Origin of the sequence: Phoenicibacter congonensis (assembly GCF_902386915.1) — a bacterium.
In the GTDB taxonomy this organism is placed as follows: domain Bacteria; phylum Actinomycetota; class Coriobacteriia; order Coriobacteriales; family Eggerthellaceae; genus Phoenicibacter; species Phoenicibacter congonensis.
Genome location: NZ_LR698997.1, coordinates 480,709 through 495,832 on the forward strand (window position 1 = coordinate 480,709; position 15,124 = coordinate 495,832).

Annotated in this window: 12 protein-coding genes; 11 read left to right on the forward strand and 1 reads right to left on the reverse strand. The window is 43.4% G+C overall.

The features are described from left to right. Positions 1 to 12 precede the first annotated feature (12 nt). The gene (gene metK / locus FXZ76_RS02110) at positions 13 to 1,263 is read left to right on the forward strand and encodes a methionine adenosyltransferase (protein WP_079535474.1); all 1,251 of its coding nucleotides are present in this window, start codon (positions 13 to 15) and stop codon (positions 1,261 to 1,263) included. Positions 1,264 to 1,591: 328 nt separating this feature from the next. On the opposite strand, the gene FXZ76_RS02115 is transcribed toward metK, so the two are convergent. After that, entirely contained in the window at positions 1,592 to 2,494 is a 903-nt protein-coding gene (locus tag FXZ76_RS02115) for an NAD(+)/NADH kinase (RefSeq protein WP_079535475.1), read from the reverse strand. A gap of 170 nt (positions 2,495 to 2,664) precedes the next feature. Between FXZ76_RS02115 and FXZ76_RS02120 the strand changes: the two genes are divergently transcribed. The 10 genes from FXZ76_RS02120 (at position 2,665) to FXZ76_RS02165 (ending at position 15,038) form a co-directional block, all read left to right on the forward strand. Beyond that, positions 2,665 to 4,344 (forward strand): Na+/H+ antiporter NhaC family protein, encoded by a 1,680-nt coding sequence (locus FXZ76_RS02120; RefSeq protein WP_079535476.1) that lies wholly within the window; start codon positions 2,665 to 2,667, stop codon positions 4,342 to 4,344. Positions 4,345 to 4,361: 17 nt separating this feature from the next. Further along, positions 4,362 to 5,207: a purine nucleoside phosphorylase YfiH/LACC1 family protein gene (locus FXZ76_RS02125; RefSeq protein ID WP_157887275.1), complete on the forward strand. Its 846-nt coding sequence runs from the start codon at positions 4,362 to 4,364 to the stop codon at positions 5,205 to 5,207. A gap of 8 nt (positions 5,208 to 5,215) precedes the next feature. Beyond that, entirely contained in the window at positions 5,216 to 5,902 is a 687-nt protein-coding gene (locus FXZ76_RS02130) for a YggS family pyridoxal phosphate-dependent enzyme (protein ID WP_079535478.1), read from the forward strand. A gap of 61 nt (positions 5,903 to 5,963) precedes the next feature. Then, positions 5,964 to 6,602, forward strand: coding sequence for a cell division protein SepF (locus tag FXZ76_RS02135; protein ID WP_079535479.1), 639 nt, complete (start codon positions 5,964 to 5,966; stop codon positions 6,600 to 6,602). 3 nt (positions 6,603 to 6,605) lie between these two features. Beyond that, complete coding sequence (locus tag FXZ76_RS02140; protein WP_079535480.1) at positions 6,606 to 6,857, forward strand: YggT family protein; 252 nt, start codon at positions 6,606 to 6,608, stop codon at positions 6,855 to 6,857. Between the two features lie 174 nt (positions 6,858 to 7,031). Further along, on the forward strand, positions 7,032 to 10,508 hold the full coding sequence (gene dnaE / locus FXZ76_RS02145; RefSeq protein WP_079535481.1) for a DNA polymerase III subunit alpha: 3,477 nt from the start codon (positions 7,032 to 7,034) through the stop codon (positions 10,506 to 10,508). Next, positions 10,501 to 11,253 carry a tRNA pseudouridine(38-40) synthase TruA gene (gene truA, locus FXZ76_RS02150; protein WP_231961729.1) on the forward strand — a complete coding sequence of 251 codons (753 nt, stop codon included), beginning with the start codon at positions 10,501 to 10,503 and terminating at the stop codon, positions 11,251 to 11,253. The genes dnaE and truA overlap by 8 nt, the downstream gene beginning before the upstream one ends. Positions 11,254 to 11,542: 289 nt before the next feature. Next, the gene (locus tag FXZ76_RS02155; protein WP_079535484.1) at positions 11,543 to 12,937 is read left to right on the forward strand and encodes a sodium-dependent transporter; all 1,395 of its coding nucleotides are present in this window, start codon (positions 11,543 to 11,545) and stop codon (positions 12,935 to 12,937) included. A 151-nt stretch (positions 12,938 to 13,088) separates the two neighbouring features. Beyond that, positions 13,089 to 14,153, forward strand: coding sequence for a redox-regulated ATPase YchF (gene ychF / locus FXZ76_RS02160; protein ID WP_079535486.1), 1,065 nt, complete (start codon positions 13,089 to 13,091; stop codon positions 14,151 to 14,153). An 84-nt stretch (positions 14,154 to 14,237) separates the two neighbouring features. Next, positions 14,238 to 15,038 (forward strand): YebC/PmpR family DNA-binding transcriptional regulator, encoded by an 801-nt coding sequence (locus FXZ76_RS02165; RefSeq protein WP_079535487.1) that lies wholly within the window; start codon positions 14,238 to 14,240, stop codon positions 15,036 to 15,038. Positions 15,039 to 15,124 lie beyond the last annotated feature (86 nt).

The following is a 15,124-nucleotide window of genomic DNA, read 5'->3' on the forward strand; positions in this document are numbered from 1 at the left end:
AGGAATTTGAAAATGACAGATTATTTATTTACCTCAGAATCAGTCACAGAAGGTCATCCTGACAAATTGTGCGATCAGGTCTCAGACGCCGTTCTTGACGCGATTTTACAGAAAGAAATTGAACTTGAAAAATCGGGTTACATAGCACCAAACGGCCACCCAGCAGATGTAACTAAGGTGCGCTGTGCTTGCGAAACGCTTGCAACCACTGGCACTGTTTTTGTTACAGGAGAAATTCGCACCCAGGCCTATGTCGATGTTGACGCAATCGTTCGTGACGTTGTCCGCTCTATTGGTTATGATCGTGCAAAATATGGTTTTGACTGCGACACATGCGGCGTCATCAACGCCATCCACAATCAAAGTCCCGACATTGCCCAAGGTGTTGATGAAAGTTGGGAAGCTCAACATGGAGAAGCCGCCGACATTAAAGACGAGATTGGCGCGGGCGATCAGGGAATGGTTTTTGGCTATGCTTGCAATGAAACAAGCACTCTCATGCCAATGCCAATTTTTTTGGCTCATCGACTTTCAGAAAGACTGACTAAAGTTCGCAAAGATGGAACATGCTCGTTCCTTCGTCCAGATGGTAAAACTCAAGTTTCTGTTCGTTATGTTGATGGCAAACCTTCTCAAGTTGAAAAGGTGCTTATTTCAACTCAGCATGATGAATCAGTTAGCCATGACGAACTCACGAAGAGTCTCATTGAGAACGTTATAAATCCAGTATTTGATGATGAAGGCGTAAAGGTTGCCGATAATTTGGAGATTTTCGTAAATCCAACTGGACGTTTTGTGATTGGTGGACCAATGGGCGACACAGGACTGACTGGTCGAAAGCTCATCGTTGACACCTATGGCGGCATGGGTCGTCACGGGGGTGGTGCTTTTTCTGGGAAAGACTGCACAAAGGTCGATCGCTCCGCTGCATATGCAGCTCGTTGGGTTGCTAAAAATGTCGTTGCAGCAGGCCTTGCCGACAGATGCGAAGTTCAAATTGCGTATGCAATTGGAATGGCTCACCCGATGAGCATTATGGTTGAGACTTTTGGCACGAATCATGTTCCTGTCGCAGACATTGAGCAGGCTGTTAATGAGGTGTTTGATTTGCGACCAGCTGCAATTATTGAATCGCTTGATTTGCGTCGCCCGATTTATCGTTTGACTAGCAACTATGGTCACTTTGGCCGTGAGCTGCCAGAATTCACATGGGAAAAATGCGATAGAGCCGATGAATTGAAACGCGCCTGCAATTTGATTTAAACAACGCTAAACGATTGATGAACTAAATGCCGCAAGCCCCGATTGATGCGTTTCTCTCGGGGCTTATTTATTGTAACTATAGTCCCGCTTGAGCAGGCGTCCGAATTATGCTACCTGTTCCACTTCCTGATATAAATATTGACTTTAACTGCGTGTAGATGTGGGAGATGCACACTCATTATTCGTTACTGCAAGTTGAAATTGAGGATGTTAGAAAAACTAATTGCGGTAATTTTAGAATTAAATTTGATTGTTTTCACTCCTGTTGATAAAGACTAAGGACAGTAGTGGAAATGTGGATGTGTAGACAGCGGATCCTTGTTCTCTTCTATAGTCCACGGAAAAAAGTGGCAGTCGCTTTCCGGATTGTAGTGTTGGCTTCTTTGTATAAAAGGGTTGTTGGAACTTTGCCGCGTCGAACATAAACAGTTGTAATTTCGCCATCTAGACCAGCCTCCATGCCATCAACATAAACGGCAGGGATTCTTTTTACCTGATTGTTTTTGTCAAGCACTAGCTTTAGCTGGACGATGTCATTCTCGTTTGTGAGGATTGTGCGAGCCGAAATTGTGTGACTTGCGAGTGGTTGTACGATTAGTCCTCGAAAAGAAGGTGCAACAATTGGCCCACCTGCTGCAAGGCTGTAGGCAGTGGAACCTGTGGCGGTTGCAATAATCATTCCGTCACCTTTAAAGCGACCGACAGCAGCTCCCGAAATGTCGAGCATCATGTCGAGCATAATCCCTGAGCCGCCACGAGTGATTGCAACTTCGTTTAGTGCAAAAAAGGAAGGACGTGTTTTTTGTGTGCCTTCTGCTACCCAGTCGGTTTCGTTTTCGCAGATGATGTCGCATTGAAGATTCGTGCGTCTCTCTTCCACTAGCTCACCTGCTAAAGCCATTGACGTGAGCTCAATGAGGTTGTCGTTAACATCGTTTGCCAAAAATCCAAGGTTTCCCAAGTTGATGCCAAGGATCGGAACATCTTTGCCTGTCAAAATTCTTGCTGTGCGCAAAATTGTTCCATCGCCTCCAAGCGTGATTACAAGATCAACTTCATCATTTTCGACGCACTCAGGAACTGTTTCATATGTGATTGGGTCATCCCAAACTAGTCTGTCAACATTAACAGTTTCGGTTTGGACTCCTTGAGCCTGAAGATAGGCAACAAGCATCGCGCATTTATCAATTGCCCCTGGTTTTGAATTGCTAATTGCGATTAATGTTCGCACCTTGGCTCCTTTATTTACCCCCTCATGAATTCGTTAGTCATTATACCTTGCATGATTGTTAACTGTTGATTAAAACGCCAGTGTCGTGGGCCGTTTGTCGTCGCATCTTAGCCCGTGCAATGGCTGTTTGATATGATATGCGCGGTTTATAAATTAAGGAGAAGGAAACAATGGAAGGTTTTGATTTGATTTCCACGGGGGCTTGGTCGCTCATCCCGCCAATTTTGGCGCTTGGTCTCGCTCTCATTACAAAAGAAGTTTATTCTTCTTTGACTGTTGGCGTTCTTTCAGGAATGCTCATTTATCAATTCACTCTCAACGGATTCGGCGTCAAACAGGTTATCGATTCGGTTGTGATGGTCCCTCAAATGATGGCCGAACAAATAGGAGGAAATGGAGGCCTCATATTATTCATGGCCTTACTTGGCGCGCTCACCGTCGTAATAGCGATTGCAGGCGGTTCTCGTGCCTATGCAGAATGGGTCACAAAACATGTTAAAAGTCCTCGAATGGCGCTTGTTTTAACGACACTACTTGGCATTTTCATCTTCGTTGACGACTACTTTAACTGCTTGACTGTTGGTGCTGTCATGCGTCCTGTTACCGACAAGTTCAACATCTCTCGCGAAAAGCTCTCGTGGATTATTGACTCAATGGCTGCTCCAGTTTGCATCATTGCTCCTGTTTCATCATGGGCCGTGGCTGTTGCAGGCTATCTTGGAGAAGGTGGATTCAATTCGTTTGTCGCTTCCATTCCATATAACTTCTATGCGTTGCTCACGATTTTCTTCGTGCTGTTCATGTGCATTTCGAAGTTTGACTATGGTCCAATGGCAAAGGCCGAGGCGCTTTCTCAAGGCGTGTTAAATAAGGTGCAAATTCCTGGCAAAGGCACAGTTTTGGAAGCTTCATCTTCTAAGGCAGTTGGAATAGACCCTGAAGATCTCGATAAAGAAAACCCCGACTTGCCAACTTTTGTTGCTGAGCTTGATGAAGTTGAGGCAACGGCACAATCTGAACTAATGGAATACAAAGGAATTAAAATTTCGGAAAAAGGCAGAGTGTTCGATCTTGTAATTCCAATTCTTGTTCTTGTTGTTTTCTCAATTCTGGGAATGATTTATGTAGGAGGATTCTTCGAGGGAGTCGATTTTGCAACTGCTCTGGGTGAAAGCCCAACGACTGGTCTTTGCATTGGTGCGTTTGTTGCCATTGCTGTAGCGGCTGCAATGTTCTTACCGAGAAAACTGATGAATCTCGACATTTTTGTTCAGGGAATTTGTGAAGGTGTTCGTTCGATGGTTGGAGCAATCATGATTCTCGTTCTTGCTTGGAGCCTCGGTGGATGCTGCCGTTATCTTTTGGGCACTGGTGAATTTGTTGCTGAATGCCTCAATGGTTTTGGGCAAAGCTTGCAAATTCTGCCACTACTCTTGTTCCTTGTGAGCGCAGCTATTGGCTTTGCAATGGGAACAAGCTGGGGAACAATTGCTCTCATTATTCCAATCGTTGTTGGTGTTTATGCTCCAGAAGACCCTCTCTTCCTCGTTGGCGTTGGCTCAACACTTGCTGGTGCAGTTTATGGAGACCACATATCACCAATTTCAGATACGACAATTCTTTCGTCGACGGGTGCGCTGTGTAATCACCTGCGGCATGTCGCTACGCAAATTCCATATGCATCACTTGTCATGATTGTTTGTGCTGTTTGCTATGCAATTGCAGGATTTACCGCTAATCCTTGGATTTCACTCGCAGTTGGCGTTGTTTTAATTGTCATTGGTGCAACGGTTCTCAACAAAGTCCAAGGTATAGCCACTCTCAAGAAGAAGGGTTCAGTTAAGGCATAGCTTTCGGAGGAATGGTTGTGTTAGCTTTACCTAAGTTAGAAAAGTTTAATTCGTGCGGCATAGAGTTTTTTACTGACAATGCCCTATATAGTGACACTGGCATTCGCATTGCATTTTCAACTCGCGTTGGTGGTGCTAGCGAAGGTCAGTGGGGGTCTCTAAATCTTGGCAGCCATGTGGAAGACAACATTAGTGATGTGATGGAGAACAGGGAGCTTTTGCTAAAGGCTCTCTGTTCCTTTAATTCCAAGACTGGCTTGTCGTCAGGTTCTGATGAAACTGACACTCCTAACTATCATCCTGTCATCACGAATCCACGTCAGGTGCATGGCGACACAGTTTTCTGCGTGAATTCAGCTAGCCAAATTTTTGATGGGGAAGAAGGTGACGGGGTAGTGTGCAACTGTAAAGAAATAGCTCCACTGCTCTGCTTTGCTGATTGCGCGCCTGTCATTTTAGCTGCAAATGATGGCACCTTTGCAGTCGTTCATGCTGGCTGGCGCGGTGTTGTAAATAAAATTTCTGCCAAAGCTTTTTCAATGTTGGTTGACAAATGCGGATCTGAACCGGGTGAAATAAATGCCTATGTAGGAGCGCACATTCGCCAATGCTGTTTTGAAGTTGGCGATGAAGTTGCTGCAATTTTCCGCAAAACCTTTGGTGAAAATGTGCTCTGTACAAATTGCGACAAGTTTAATGTTTCGATGTCGACTGCTTTGAAAATGCAGCTTATGGCGGTTGGTTTAAAAGAAGAACGCTTTTGCGACTTGGGGCTTTGCACAAAATGCAATGAAGACCTATTCTATTCATATCGTGCAACTGATGGTAAATGTGGAAGGCACGGTGCAATAGCTTTTAGATAGGAGTTCTTATGCTGACCAACTATGCATCAATCAATAAACAGCTCGCAGAACAGGCGAAATCGTGCGGAAGAAATCCAAACGAAGTTACATTGATTGCAGTTTCTAAAACAGTTGGACTCCAAGAGGTTGAATCGGCCATCGATGAGGGTGCTCATGATTTTGGTGAAAACAGACCTGAAGAACTTGTCCGCAAATCGCAAGCATTCCCAAATGAAAACTGGCATTTTATTGGCAACATTCAATCTCGTCAAATCAAAAACATTGTGCCTCACGCTTGCATGATTCATTCTCTTTTCAAATTTGAACATGCCGAAAAAATCGATCGCGTTGCTAAAGAAATCGGGAAAATCCAAAAGGTTTTAATTGAAGTTAACGTTTCGGGAGAAGCATCTAAATCGGGTGTACATTCTGGCGATTTGCCAGAATTTCTAAAAGCTTGCAAAGACTTAGAGAACATTTCAATTTGCGGACTTATGACGATGGCTCCAATTGAAGATGCTGCCCATGCCAACCTGCCTTCTGCGCTTGAAGTGTTTAGGTCGGCACATGATTTGCTTGAAGCCAATCGAGATCAGGCGGGCAGTCAATTTTGCGAGTTTTCTGCTGGGATGACAAACGACTGGCCGGATGCTGTTAAATGCGGGTCTACATTCATTAGAGTAGGAAGGGCTATTTTTGACCCAGATATGTTCTAGAAATCGGGGTTAATGCTAGAATCTATCTAACTTCTCTAACATTTTTAAGCGAGGCAAATTCATGGCAAGTTTTAAGGAATTTTGCGCAAATGCGAAATCAAAATTAGCTGGCACTCCTGCTCCTGAAGTTGAGGATGAGTCCGAAGAAGAAGTCTATGAAGAAGATAGAGACACATATTACGAAGCACAAAACGAAGCTGTAGCACCAATTGAGCGAACGGTTTCTCAATATGAAAGAGATGTATCTCGCCCTGCACATGCAAGTGCTCACAGGTCCAGCGGCCTAGATTCACTTTTTATTTCTACTGCTGAAAAACCTGCGGTTACAAGTGCTTCAGAAACTGCACCTATTTCTCCAATTGAGTTAGCAGATGCCGACATGATGCCTAGCCGTGAACGCTCTTATGTTGGAGCATCTCCAGTTGCGTCGAGGTCTCGGCAAGTTGCCGTTATTAACCCTGACACCTATGAAGAAGCTGAGTTTGTAACTAAAGCTCTGAGAGATAAAGACGTTGTTGTTATTGACCTTCGCGGAGTTGATCAAGGGCTTTCGCGCCGTTTTTTAGATTTTTCATTTGGTGCGACTTCTGCGCTGAATGGCAAAGTTGACATGCTTGAAAACAGGGTTTACACAATTTCTGTTGGAGAGCCAATTACGCAAAGTGAAATTGAACGAATAAAAAGGGACGGTTTAATTTAGAAAATGATCACACTTATATTAACGAGACTCATTGAGCTCTATATTCTTGTCATTTTTATCTATGTTTTAATGAGCTGGATTCCTCAAATGACAGGATGGATTTATGAACTCTATTCTGTGCTTGGAAAAATTTGTGACCCTTATCTAAATCTCTTTAAAAAAGTCATTCCGGCCGCAGGGCCAGTTGACTTTTCCCCAATGGTGGCAGTTCTCGGCCTCATTGTTTTAGAGTGGATAATTAGAATCATTCTTTAACACTTGCTTTCTTAATGAACTAGATTCTAGATGTTTTAGGGTTTTAGGTTTTTAACAACACTTTTTAAGGATGACTAACTTGTCTCTCAGTGATTTTATGGGGACCGAGCAAAAGCTTCTGAGCGTTACTCTTTTGCTAGCTTGAGCGCGATTTATCTATAGAAGGGAGTCCATGTGGCTTTTGTGCATTTACACAATCACAGCGAATATTCATCGCTTGATGGCATTACACATGTGAAAGACATGGTTGCCCGTGCTGCAGAGCTTGGAATGCCAGCAATTGCTTTGACTGACCATGGAGTAATGGGAGGTTGCGTCGAGCTTTGCGATGAGTGCGCGGCAATCGAGAAAAAGACTGGTAAAAAAGTAAAACCAATCTATGGTTGCGAGATTTACATGGTTGCCGAAGATGAGGTGAAGCGCTCTCGCTCTCAAAAACGTTATCATTTGATTCTTCTTGCAAAGACCACGCAAGGCTATCACAACTTGCTAAAACTTGTTAGCGAATCCCACGTGGAGAATTTCTATGCAAAGCCTCTTTGCACTCAGGCTATGCTTGAAAAATATGCCGAAGGCCTCATTTGCTCCTCAGCTTGCATGGCAGGAATTATCCCAAAATGTTTGGATGAAGGCGACTTTGAAGGTGCTTGTGAGTGGGCAAAAAAGCTTGCTAGCTATTTTGAGCCTGGCGATTTTTACATAGAGCTGCAAGATGCGGGCTACACAACTAATCGAGGACATTCACAGCGCTGGTTAAACGAACAGCTTGTTAAAGTTGCAAATGCATGTGGGTTCAAAACAATAGCCACTAACGATTTTCACTTTCTTTTGCGTGAAGATGCGCGAGCTCAAGACATAATCAGGTGCATTGGGCAAAATAAGCTTGTTTCCGACACAAACCGCATGATTTATTCGCATGAATCCTACATGAAAACTGAAGAAGAAATGCGCGAGGCTCTTGCTGGCTTTGAAGAGGCGTGTGACAACACTATTGAAGTCGCAGAAAAATGCAACGTTGAAATTGAGCGCGAGAGCATTTTGCCAGTGTTTCCTGTGCCTGAGGGCTACACGACTGAGTCCTATTTCCGTCATCAAATCGAGGTTGGACTTGTTCGTCGCTATGGCGAAAACATTCCAAAAGAAGTTCAAGATCGTTATGAATATGAGGCTAGTGTCATCATTCAGCAGGGATTTCCTGCCTATTTCTTAATTGTTCAAGAATACATTCAATGGGCGCGCGACCATGGGATTGGCGTTGGGCCTGGTCGTGGCAGCGCGGCAGGTTCTTTGGTTGCATATGCTATGGGTATTACAGACCTTGATCCTTTGCAAAACGGTTTGCTCTTTGAACGTTTTTTGAGTCCAGAGCGAGTTGAGATGCCTGATATCGATGTTGACTTCGATGACGAGCGTCGTGAAGAGGTTCGACAGCACATTCGTGAGTTCTATGGAGAAGAGCGTGTTTCAGGCGTTATTACCTATGGCCGAATTGCTGCAAAAAATGCGGTGCGTGATGCTGCCAGAGTTTTGGGATATCCCTATTCTACAGGTGATCAAATTGCAAAACTCATTGGCACTGAAATTGGCATAACAATCGACAAGGCTCTTGAATCAAACAGCGACCTGGCTGCTTTATATGAATCTGATCCTGCTGCAAAGGAGACGATCGATGCCGCCCGCTCAATTGAAGGAATTATTCGAAACGAAGGGGTTCATGCGTGCGCGACGATCATATGTCGCGACCCAATGAGCGACCATGTCCCAATGAAGCGTGACACTAAGGGTGGCGCAATCATCACTCAATATGACGGACACTACACGCCTGAACTTGGCCTTTTGAAGATGGACTTTTTGGGCCTTCGCACGCTTGGTGTTTTGTCGAGAGCCTGCAAAAACATTTACAAACGAACAGGAATTCAAATCATTCCGGAAGAAATTCCAATTGATGATGAGGGAGCTTTTGAGTTTTTAAGAAACGGAAACATGGATGGTCTTTTTCAGGTTGAAAGTGCTCTTTATGTTCAGCTGTTTCATCGCTTGCCACCTCGTCGTTTCTCTGACATCGTTGCTTCAATTGCGCTAAACCGCCCGGGCCCTTTGGAATCAGGCATGGTTGATGACTATGTCAACGTAGCAAATGGAAAAGTGCCTGTTCATTATTATGACGATCGTTTGCGTCCAATTTTGGAAGAGACATATGGCACGATTGTCTATCAAGAGCAAATCATGCAGATATCCATGGCTATGAGCGGCTTTTCTGCTGGCAAGGCTGATAAGTTGCGTAAAGCAATGGGTAAGAAAAAACTTGACGTTATGAAAGAGCTCCAGAATGACTGGAATGAAGGTGCTGTTGCAAACGGCTTCTCTCTAGAGATTGCAAAGCAAATTTGGAACGACGCTGAGAAGTTCGCTAAATATGCGTTTAACAAATCACACAGTGCATGCTATGCGATGCTTGTCATGAGAACCGCCTATTTAAAGGCGCATTACCCCTATGACTACATGGCTGCTGTTCTTTCGTCCTACATGGGTAACACCGACAAGTTGATTAAATACATATCATCGTGCAATCACAACTACATCCCTGTTTTGCCTCCAGACATTAATTCTTCTAATGTTGAATTCACACCAGTTGAAGGCGGTGTGCGATTTGGTCTCATGGGAGTTCGTGGTGTTGGCAAAGCAGTTGCGCTTGGAATTATTGCTGAGCGTGAAGAAAATGGTCCATATTCTTCGCTCCATGATCTTCTTCGTCGTGTTGATGCATCGCTTTGGAATAAAAAGTCAATAGAAGCTCTAATTAAAGGCGGAGCATTTGACTCTACTGGATACACGCGCAAACAACTAAACGACTTGATTTACAACACTTCTCTGCTTGAAGACGAAACAAGAGCCCAGCGAGACAAGGCTTCAGGTCAAACTTCTATTTTTGAAACAGAAGTTTTAGAAGAAGACACAACAATTTCTGTCCCCGATCCTGATGGAATAGAGTGGGATCGAAATGTTAAAAACAACTTTGAAAAAGAAGTGATGGGGATGTATGTCTCTGATCATCCACTAGCTAATCATGAAGATGAGATTTCTAAGATTACACCTTACACAATGACTGGTTTAAAAGAACGCGAAAAAGGCATTAAACAGGGAACTTTTGTTGGAATGATATCTGAGTTAAACATTAGGACCTACAGAAGTAAAAAAACTAACAAAGAAGCCCGAATGTGCAATTTCGAGCTCGAAGACACAACAGGTAGCGTTGCTTGCGTTTGCTTCAATGTTGATCAGTTCTTTGATGTTTTGCATGATGACGCAATTGTTCAATTAAAGGGACGTTTTGATAAAAGCGAAAGAGGGGATCAAATCCTCGTAAACGAGGTCGCTTCTCTTATTTTTAAAAATGACGCAGATCCTGTGGTCGGAAAAGAGAAGCCACCGATTATTGAAGTGCATTTGAATGAGAACGAGTTTTCAAGGACAGCTTGTGATTCTTTAATTAGGATAATTAAAGACTACCCAGGTGTTGACAGGTTCAAAATAATACTAAACACAAATTCTGGAAAGAAGCTAGAGACGTATCTTCCAGTGTTAATTAACGCTGCCGATGCGGGATTGAAATCAAAGTTAAACGATCTTTTTGGAAGACAAGTTGCATAACTACAAATTAAAAGTTGCCTACAATGGAGCGCCTTTTTGTGGGTTCGCGAGACAACCTGGGCAGTTGACTGTTCAGGGAGATCTTGAGCGCGCGCTAAAAATCGCGCTTCGCTGCGATGTGGAAACAGTGTGCGCGGGACGAACTGATGCAGGTGTGCATGCTTTGGGTCAGGTTGTAAATTTCCTTTGTGAAGACGAGGGCCTTGCCAACAGATCGTTTCTTCGTTCGCTAAACGCATTGACTCATGAGCAAATTTCAATTTCAGAAGTTGTGGAAGTTGATGCTGATTTTTCTTCGCGTTTTAGCGCTGTTTCGCGTGAATATCACTATTACATTTGCAACTCTGAAACATCACCAATTTTTGTAAAAGATTTTTCATGGCACATTGCAAAGCCGTTGAACATTGACGCTATGTTTGAAGCAAGTCGTCATTTAATTGGTGAGCACGATTTCAAGAGTTTCTGCATGGCAGTGAGCGCTGTTGACAAAACAACTATGCGTTGCGTGAATGAAATTTCGTTTTCTGAAGAAAAAGTTTTTGGAGAAAAATTGCTTTGCATAAAAGTTGTTGGCAATGCATTTTTGCACTCGATGGTGCGCACAATCGTTGGAACTCTTGCTAATGTTGGAAAGGGAAAAAGAAACCCCCTGTGGGTTGCTGATGTTTTGACAGCCTGTGATCGTCAAGCAGCAGGAGAAAATGCACCAGCTAAAGGCCTAGTTTTTTGGAATGTTAATTATTAGGCGCGCTAGCAATAGAGCAATTAGGGCTTTTAGATTCTTTCAAACATTTTGTTTTGCTTGATTCAATTTTTAATCGTCTTTAAGTTCAATTCATTTAATTCCGATTCATAAAAAAAGCTTTTTCTCGGCCCAATCATAATTTCTATAATTTGAGAAATTTTGCGAAAGTGGATGTTTTATTATTTGGACACGGGAATTTGGCTTTACCGAAAATCTTTAAAAGTATGTTAAATGGTGATGAAGTCGCTATAATTAGCGTTTCGCGTGTATTTTTATGAGGGAGATTAATATGACGGTAGACAGAGGGGAAGATTTGACAGCTAGGTCAAGTTGGACAGGCAAGGCTGCTTTTGTTCTTGCTGCGGCTGCAAGTGCGGTCGGTTTGGGTAACATTTGGAGATTCCCATATTTAGCTGCTAAATATGGCGGTGGAACATTTTTGCTTGTTTATGTCCTCTTGCTCTTTACTTTTGGCGTCTCGCTTCTTTTGCTTGAGACAGCTTTGGGCAGAAAAACTGGGAAGTCGGCAATTGCTGCATTTAAGGCCTATGGTAAGAAATATGCCTTTATTGGAGTGCTAGCTTCGGCGGTTCCTTTCATCATCACATGTTATTACTGCGTTATTGGTGGTTGGGTTACAAAATATGCTGCCACCTATCTTTCGGGCGGAGGACACATTTTGGCGGCAGATGCTGCCGGAGCATTCATCAGCTTCATCACTTCGCCAGTTGAATCATTTGCATGGGCGTTTTTGTTTGTCGGCTGCGTTGTGTTGATTGTGGCGCTTGGAGTTGAAAAGGGAATTGAGAAGTCAAATCTTGTTATGATGCCTCTGCTCGTTGTTATTGCTATTGGCATTGCTATCTTTTCAATAATGCAACCTGGTGCTAATGAAGGCGCTCTCTACTACCTCGTGCCTGATCTTTCAAAAATTTCACCAGAATTATTGATTGCAGCTCTGGGGCAGCTGTTCTATTCGATGAGCCTTGCAATGGGCATCATGATTACCTATGGTTCATATGCAAAAAAGAACTCTTCTTTGACAAGCTCAACTGTTCAAATTGCAGGCTTCGACTTTGGAATTTCTTTCTTTGCGGGCCTAATGATTATCCCTGCAGCGTTCGCTGGTTTGGGCGGAGGCGATGCAATTGCAGCAAAAGCAGGTCCGTCATTGATGTTTATCACTTTGCCAGAGGTTTTTGACAAGATGGGTTCATTTGGCGGCATCATTGGAGCATTATTCTTTGTGCTTGTATTCTTTGCCGCTCTCACCAGTGCCATTTCTTTGACCGAAACACTTGTTTCAATCATTTGTGACGCTACAGGTTGCAAGAGAAAAAAAGCAATTATCTCTGTCATTATTTACTTTGCAATTACTGTCACTCTTGTAAACCTTGGATACAACAAACTTGGCTTCATTCAGCCGCTTGGCGAAGGAACCTCGCTTCTCGATTTCTTTGATTTCTTGAGCAACACTGTGATGATGCCAATCGTTGCGATTCTCACATGTGTGTTTGTTGGTTGGGTAATCAAGCCTAAGGAAATCATAGATGAAGTTCGCATTTCTTCTAAGTTCCGTTTAGCTGGTGCATGGTCAGTAATGATTAAATATGTTTGCCCAATTCTCATTGCTGTTATTCTCATTTCCTACACAGCTGCTCAGTTCGGTGTGATTACGATTTAGTTTTCTATAACTTTTTCTCGTGTTGAGTTGAGTCAATCAAAAACTTGGATTGTTTAACAAAAGGCGTCGTTCGAGCTCGGCGCCTTTTATTTATGGCTCTTTTTATTTGTTCTAAAATTGAATAAAAAAATATTTGAATCTAGGGAGTTTTATGTCATTATCAATCGGAATTGTTGGTCTTCCAAATGTGGGTAAGTCAACGCTTTTCACTGCCTTAACTAACAAAGGTGGTCTGGCTGCAAACTATCCTTTTGCAACTATTGAACCAAACGTTGGCATGGTGCCTGTCCCCGACAAGCGTCTAGCCAGGCTTGCTGAGATTGATCATCCGGCCCAAATCGTGCCAGCTATGGTTGAGTTTGTAGACATCGCAGGTCTTGTTGCTGGTGCTTCTCAAGGCGAGGGACTTGGTAACCAGTTTTTGGCAAACATTCGTGAATGCGATGCGATTTGTGAGATTGTACGCTACTTTAGTGACCCTGATGTTATTCATGTTTCGGGCAAAGTTGACGCTGAAAGCGATGTTGAAACAATTAAGACTGAGCTAATTTTTGCTGACATTGCAACTATTGAAAAAGCAATGCCGCGAATTGAGAAGGAAGCAAAGCGTGATAAAGAAAAGGCGAAAAAGCTCGATGTTATGAAGCGTGCCTTTGACGCACTAAACGATGGGCATCGAGTGAGAACAATTGGGCTCACAGACGAAGAGGTTGCCGAACTTTATGATTTACATTTGCTAACCATGAAACCTTTTTTGTATGTCGCAAACGTTGACGAAGATCAACTTAATTCCGACCTTGGAACAATTGATGGTTTAATTCCTGTAAAGATTTCAGCAAAAGTTGAAAGCGAACTCATTGATTTAGAAGAAGATGAGCGAGAAGAATATCTAGAAGAGCTTGGCATTGAGGAAAGCGGGCTTGAGCGTTTGGTACGAGAGACCTATCATCTTCTTGGTCTTCAGTCCTATTTCACGAGTGGAGAGAAGGAAACGCGCGCCTGGACCATCCACATTGGTGACACGGCTCCCAAGGCAGCGGGCGTTATTCATTCCGATTTTGAACGCGGTTTTATTAAGGCTGAAACTGCATCATATGATGATTATGTTGCCTTGAATGGCGAAGCTGGTTGCCGTGCAGCTGGAAAGCTTCGTCAAGAAGGCAAGGACTACATTGTGCAAGATGGAGACATCATAACGTTTAAATTCAACGTTTAGGAGTTTCTTCGCATTTTGAGCGTGTGATACAATTTAGCAGTTAAAAGCAAAAATCAAGGTAATTCAAATAACGAGAGGGCTAACATGTCAGGACATTCAAAGTGGGCGACCACGAAACACAGAAAAGCAGCTCAAGACTCAAAGCGCTCAGCTCTTTTCTCTAAACTTTGCAGAAACATTACTGTGGCAGCAAAAGAAGGCGGCGATCCAAATCCCGAGAACAATGCATCTTTGGCCGCTGCTATTGATAAAGCTAAAGGATATTCACTTCCTAAGGACAAAATTAAAACTGCAATTGATAAAGCTTTTGGTTCTGGGAAAGATGCTGCAAACTACAAAACTGTAGTTTATGAGGGATATGGGCCAGCAGGAGTTGCTGTCTATTGTGAGGCTTTGACCGATAACGTAAACAGAACTGCGGCTGACGTTCGCAGCACCTTCTCACATGCTGGTGGCAACCTTGGCACAAGCGGAAGCGTTGCGTTTCAATTTGAGAGCAAAGGTCAAATTCTTGTTCCAAAGCAAATTGAAGGCGGCAAAAAAGAGGGCATGATTTCAAATGGCGCTGCTGGAGATGAAGATGAGTTCATGCTTGCTGTTGCAGATGCAGGCGGCGACGATTATGAGGATGCTGACGAAGAGTGGATTGTATACACTCCTGCAACCGATTTAAACACAGTGAAGAAAAGCCTCATCGAGCAGGGCATTGAGCTAAAAGGTGCTGAGCTCACAATGATTCCAACTAACCCAACAGAGGTAACTCTGTCTGATGCTAAAAAGGTCATGCGATTGATAGATAAGCTTGAGGAACTCGAAGACTTGCAAAACGTCTATCACACAGCAAGCATCACCGACGAGATTGCAGAACAGCTCGACGAAGACTAGCCCATAGCGCTGATTATTTATAATCTAGAAACTAAAAGCCCCTCGATGAGGGGCTTTTTTCGTTAGCTAATTGTTCGCTTTTGCAG

Coding starts and splice junctions, on each gene's coding strand:
- metK (WP_079535474.1), top strand. CDS start 13: ATGACAGATTATTTATTTACCTCAGAATCAGTCACAGAAGGTCATCCT.
- FXZ76_RS02120 (WP_079535476.1), top strand. CDS start 2,665: ATGGAAGGTTTTGATTTGATTTCCACGGGGGCTTGGTCGCTCATCCCG.
- FXZ76_RS02130 (WP_079535478.1), top strand. CDS start 5,216: ATGCTGACCAACTATGCATCAATCAATAAACAGCTCGCAGAACAGGCG.
- FXZ76_RS02135 (WP_079535479.1), top strand. CDS start 5,964: ATGGCAAGTTTTAAGGAATTTTGCGCAAATGCGAAATCAAAATTAGCT.
- FXZ76_RS02140 (WP_079535480.1), top strand. CDS start 6,606: ATGATCACACTTATATTAACGAGACTCATTGAGCTCTATATTCTTGTC.
- FXZ76_RS02155 (WP_079535484.1), top strand. CDS start 11,543: ATGACGGTAGACAGAGGGGAAGATTTGACAGCTAGGTCAAGTTGGACA.
- ychF (WP_079535486.1), top strand. CDS start 13,089: ATGTCATTATCAATCGGAATTGTTGGTCTTCCAAATGTGGGTAAGTCA.
- FXZ76_RS02165 (WP_079535487.1), top strand. CDS start 14,238: ATGTCAGGACATTCAAAGTGGGCGACCACGAAACACAGAAAAGCAGCT.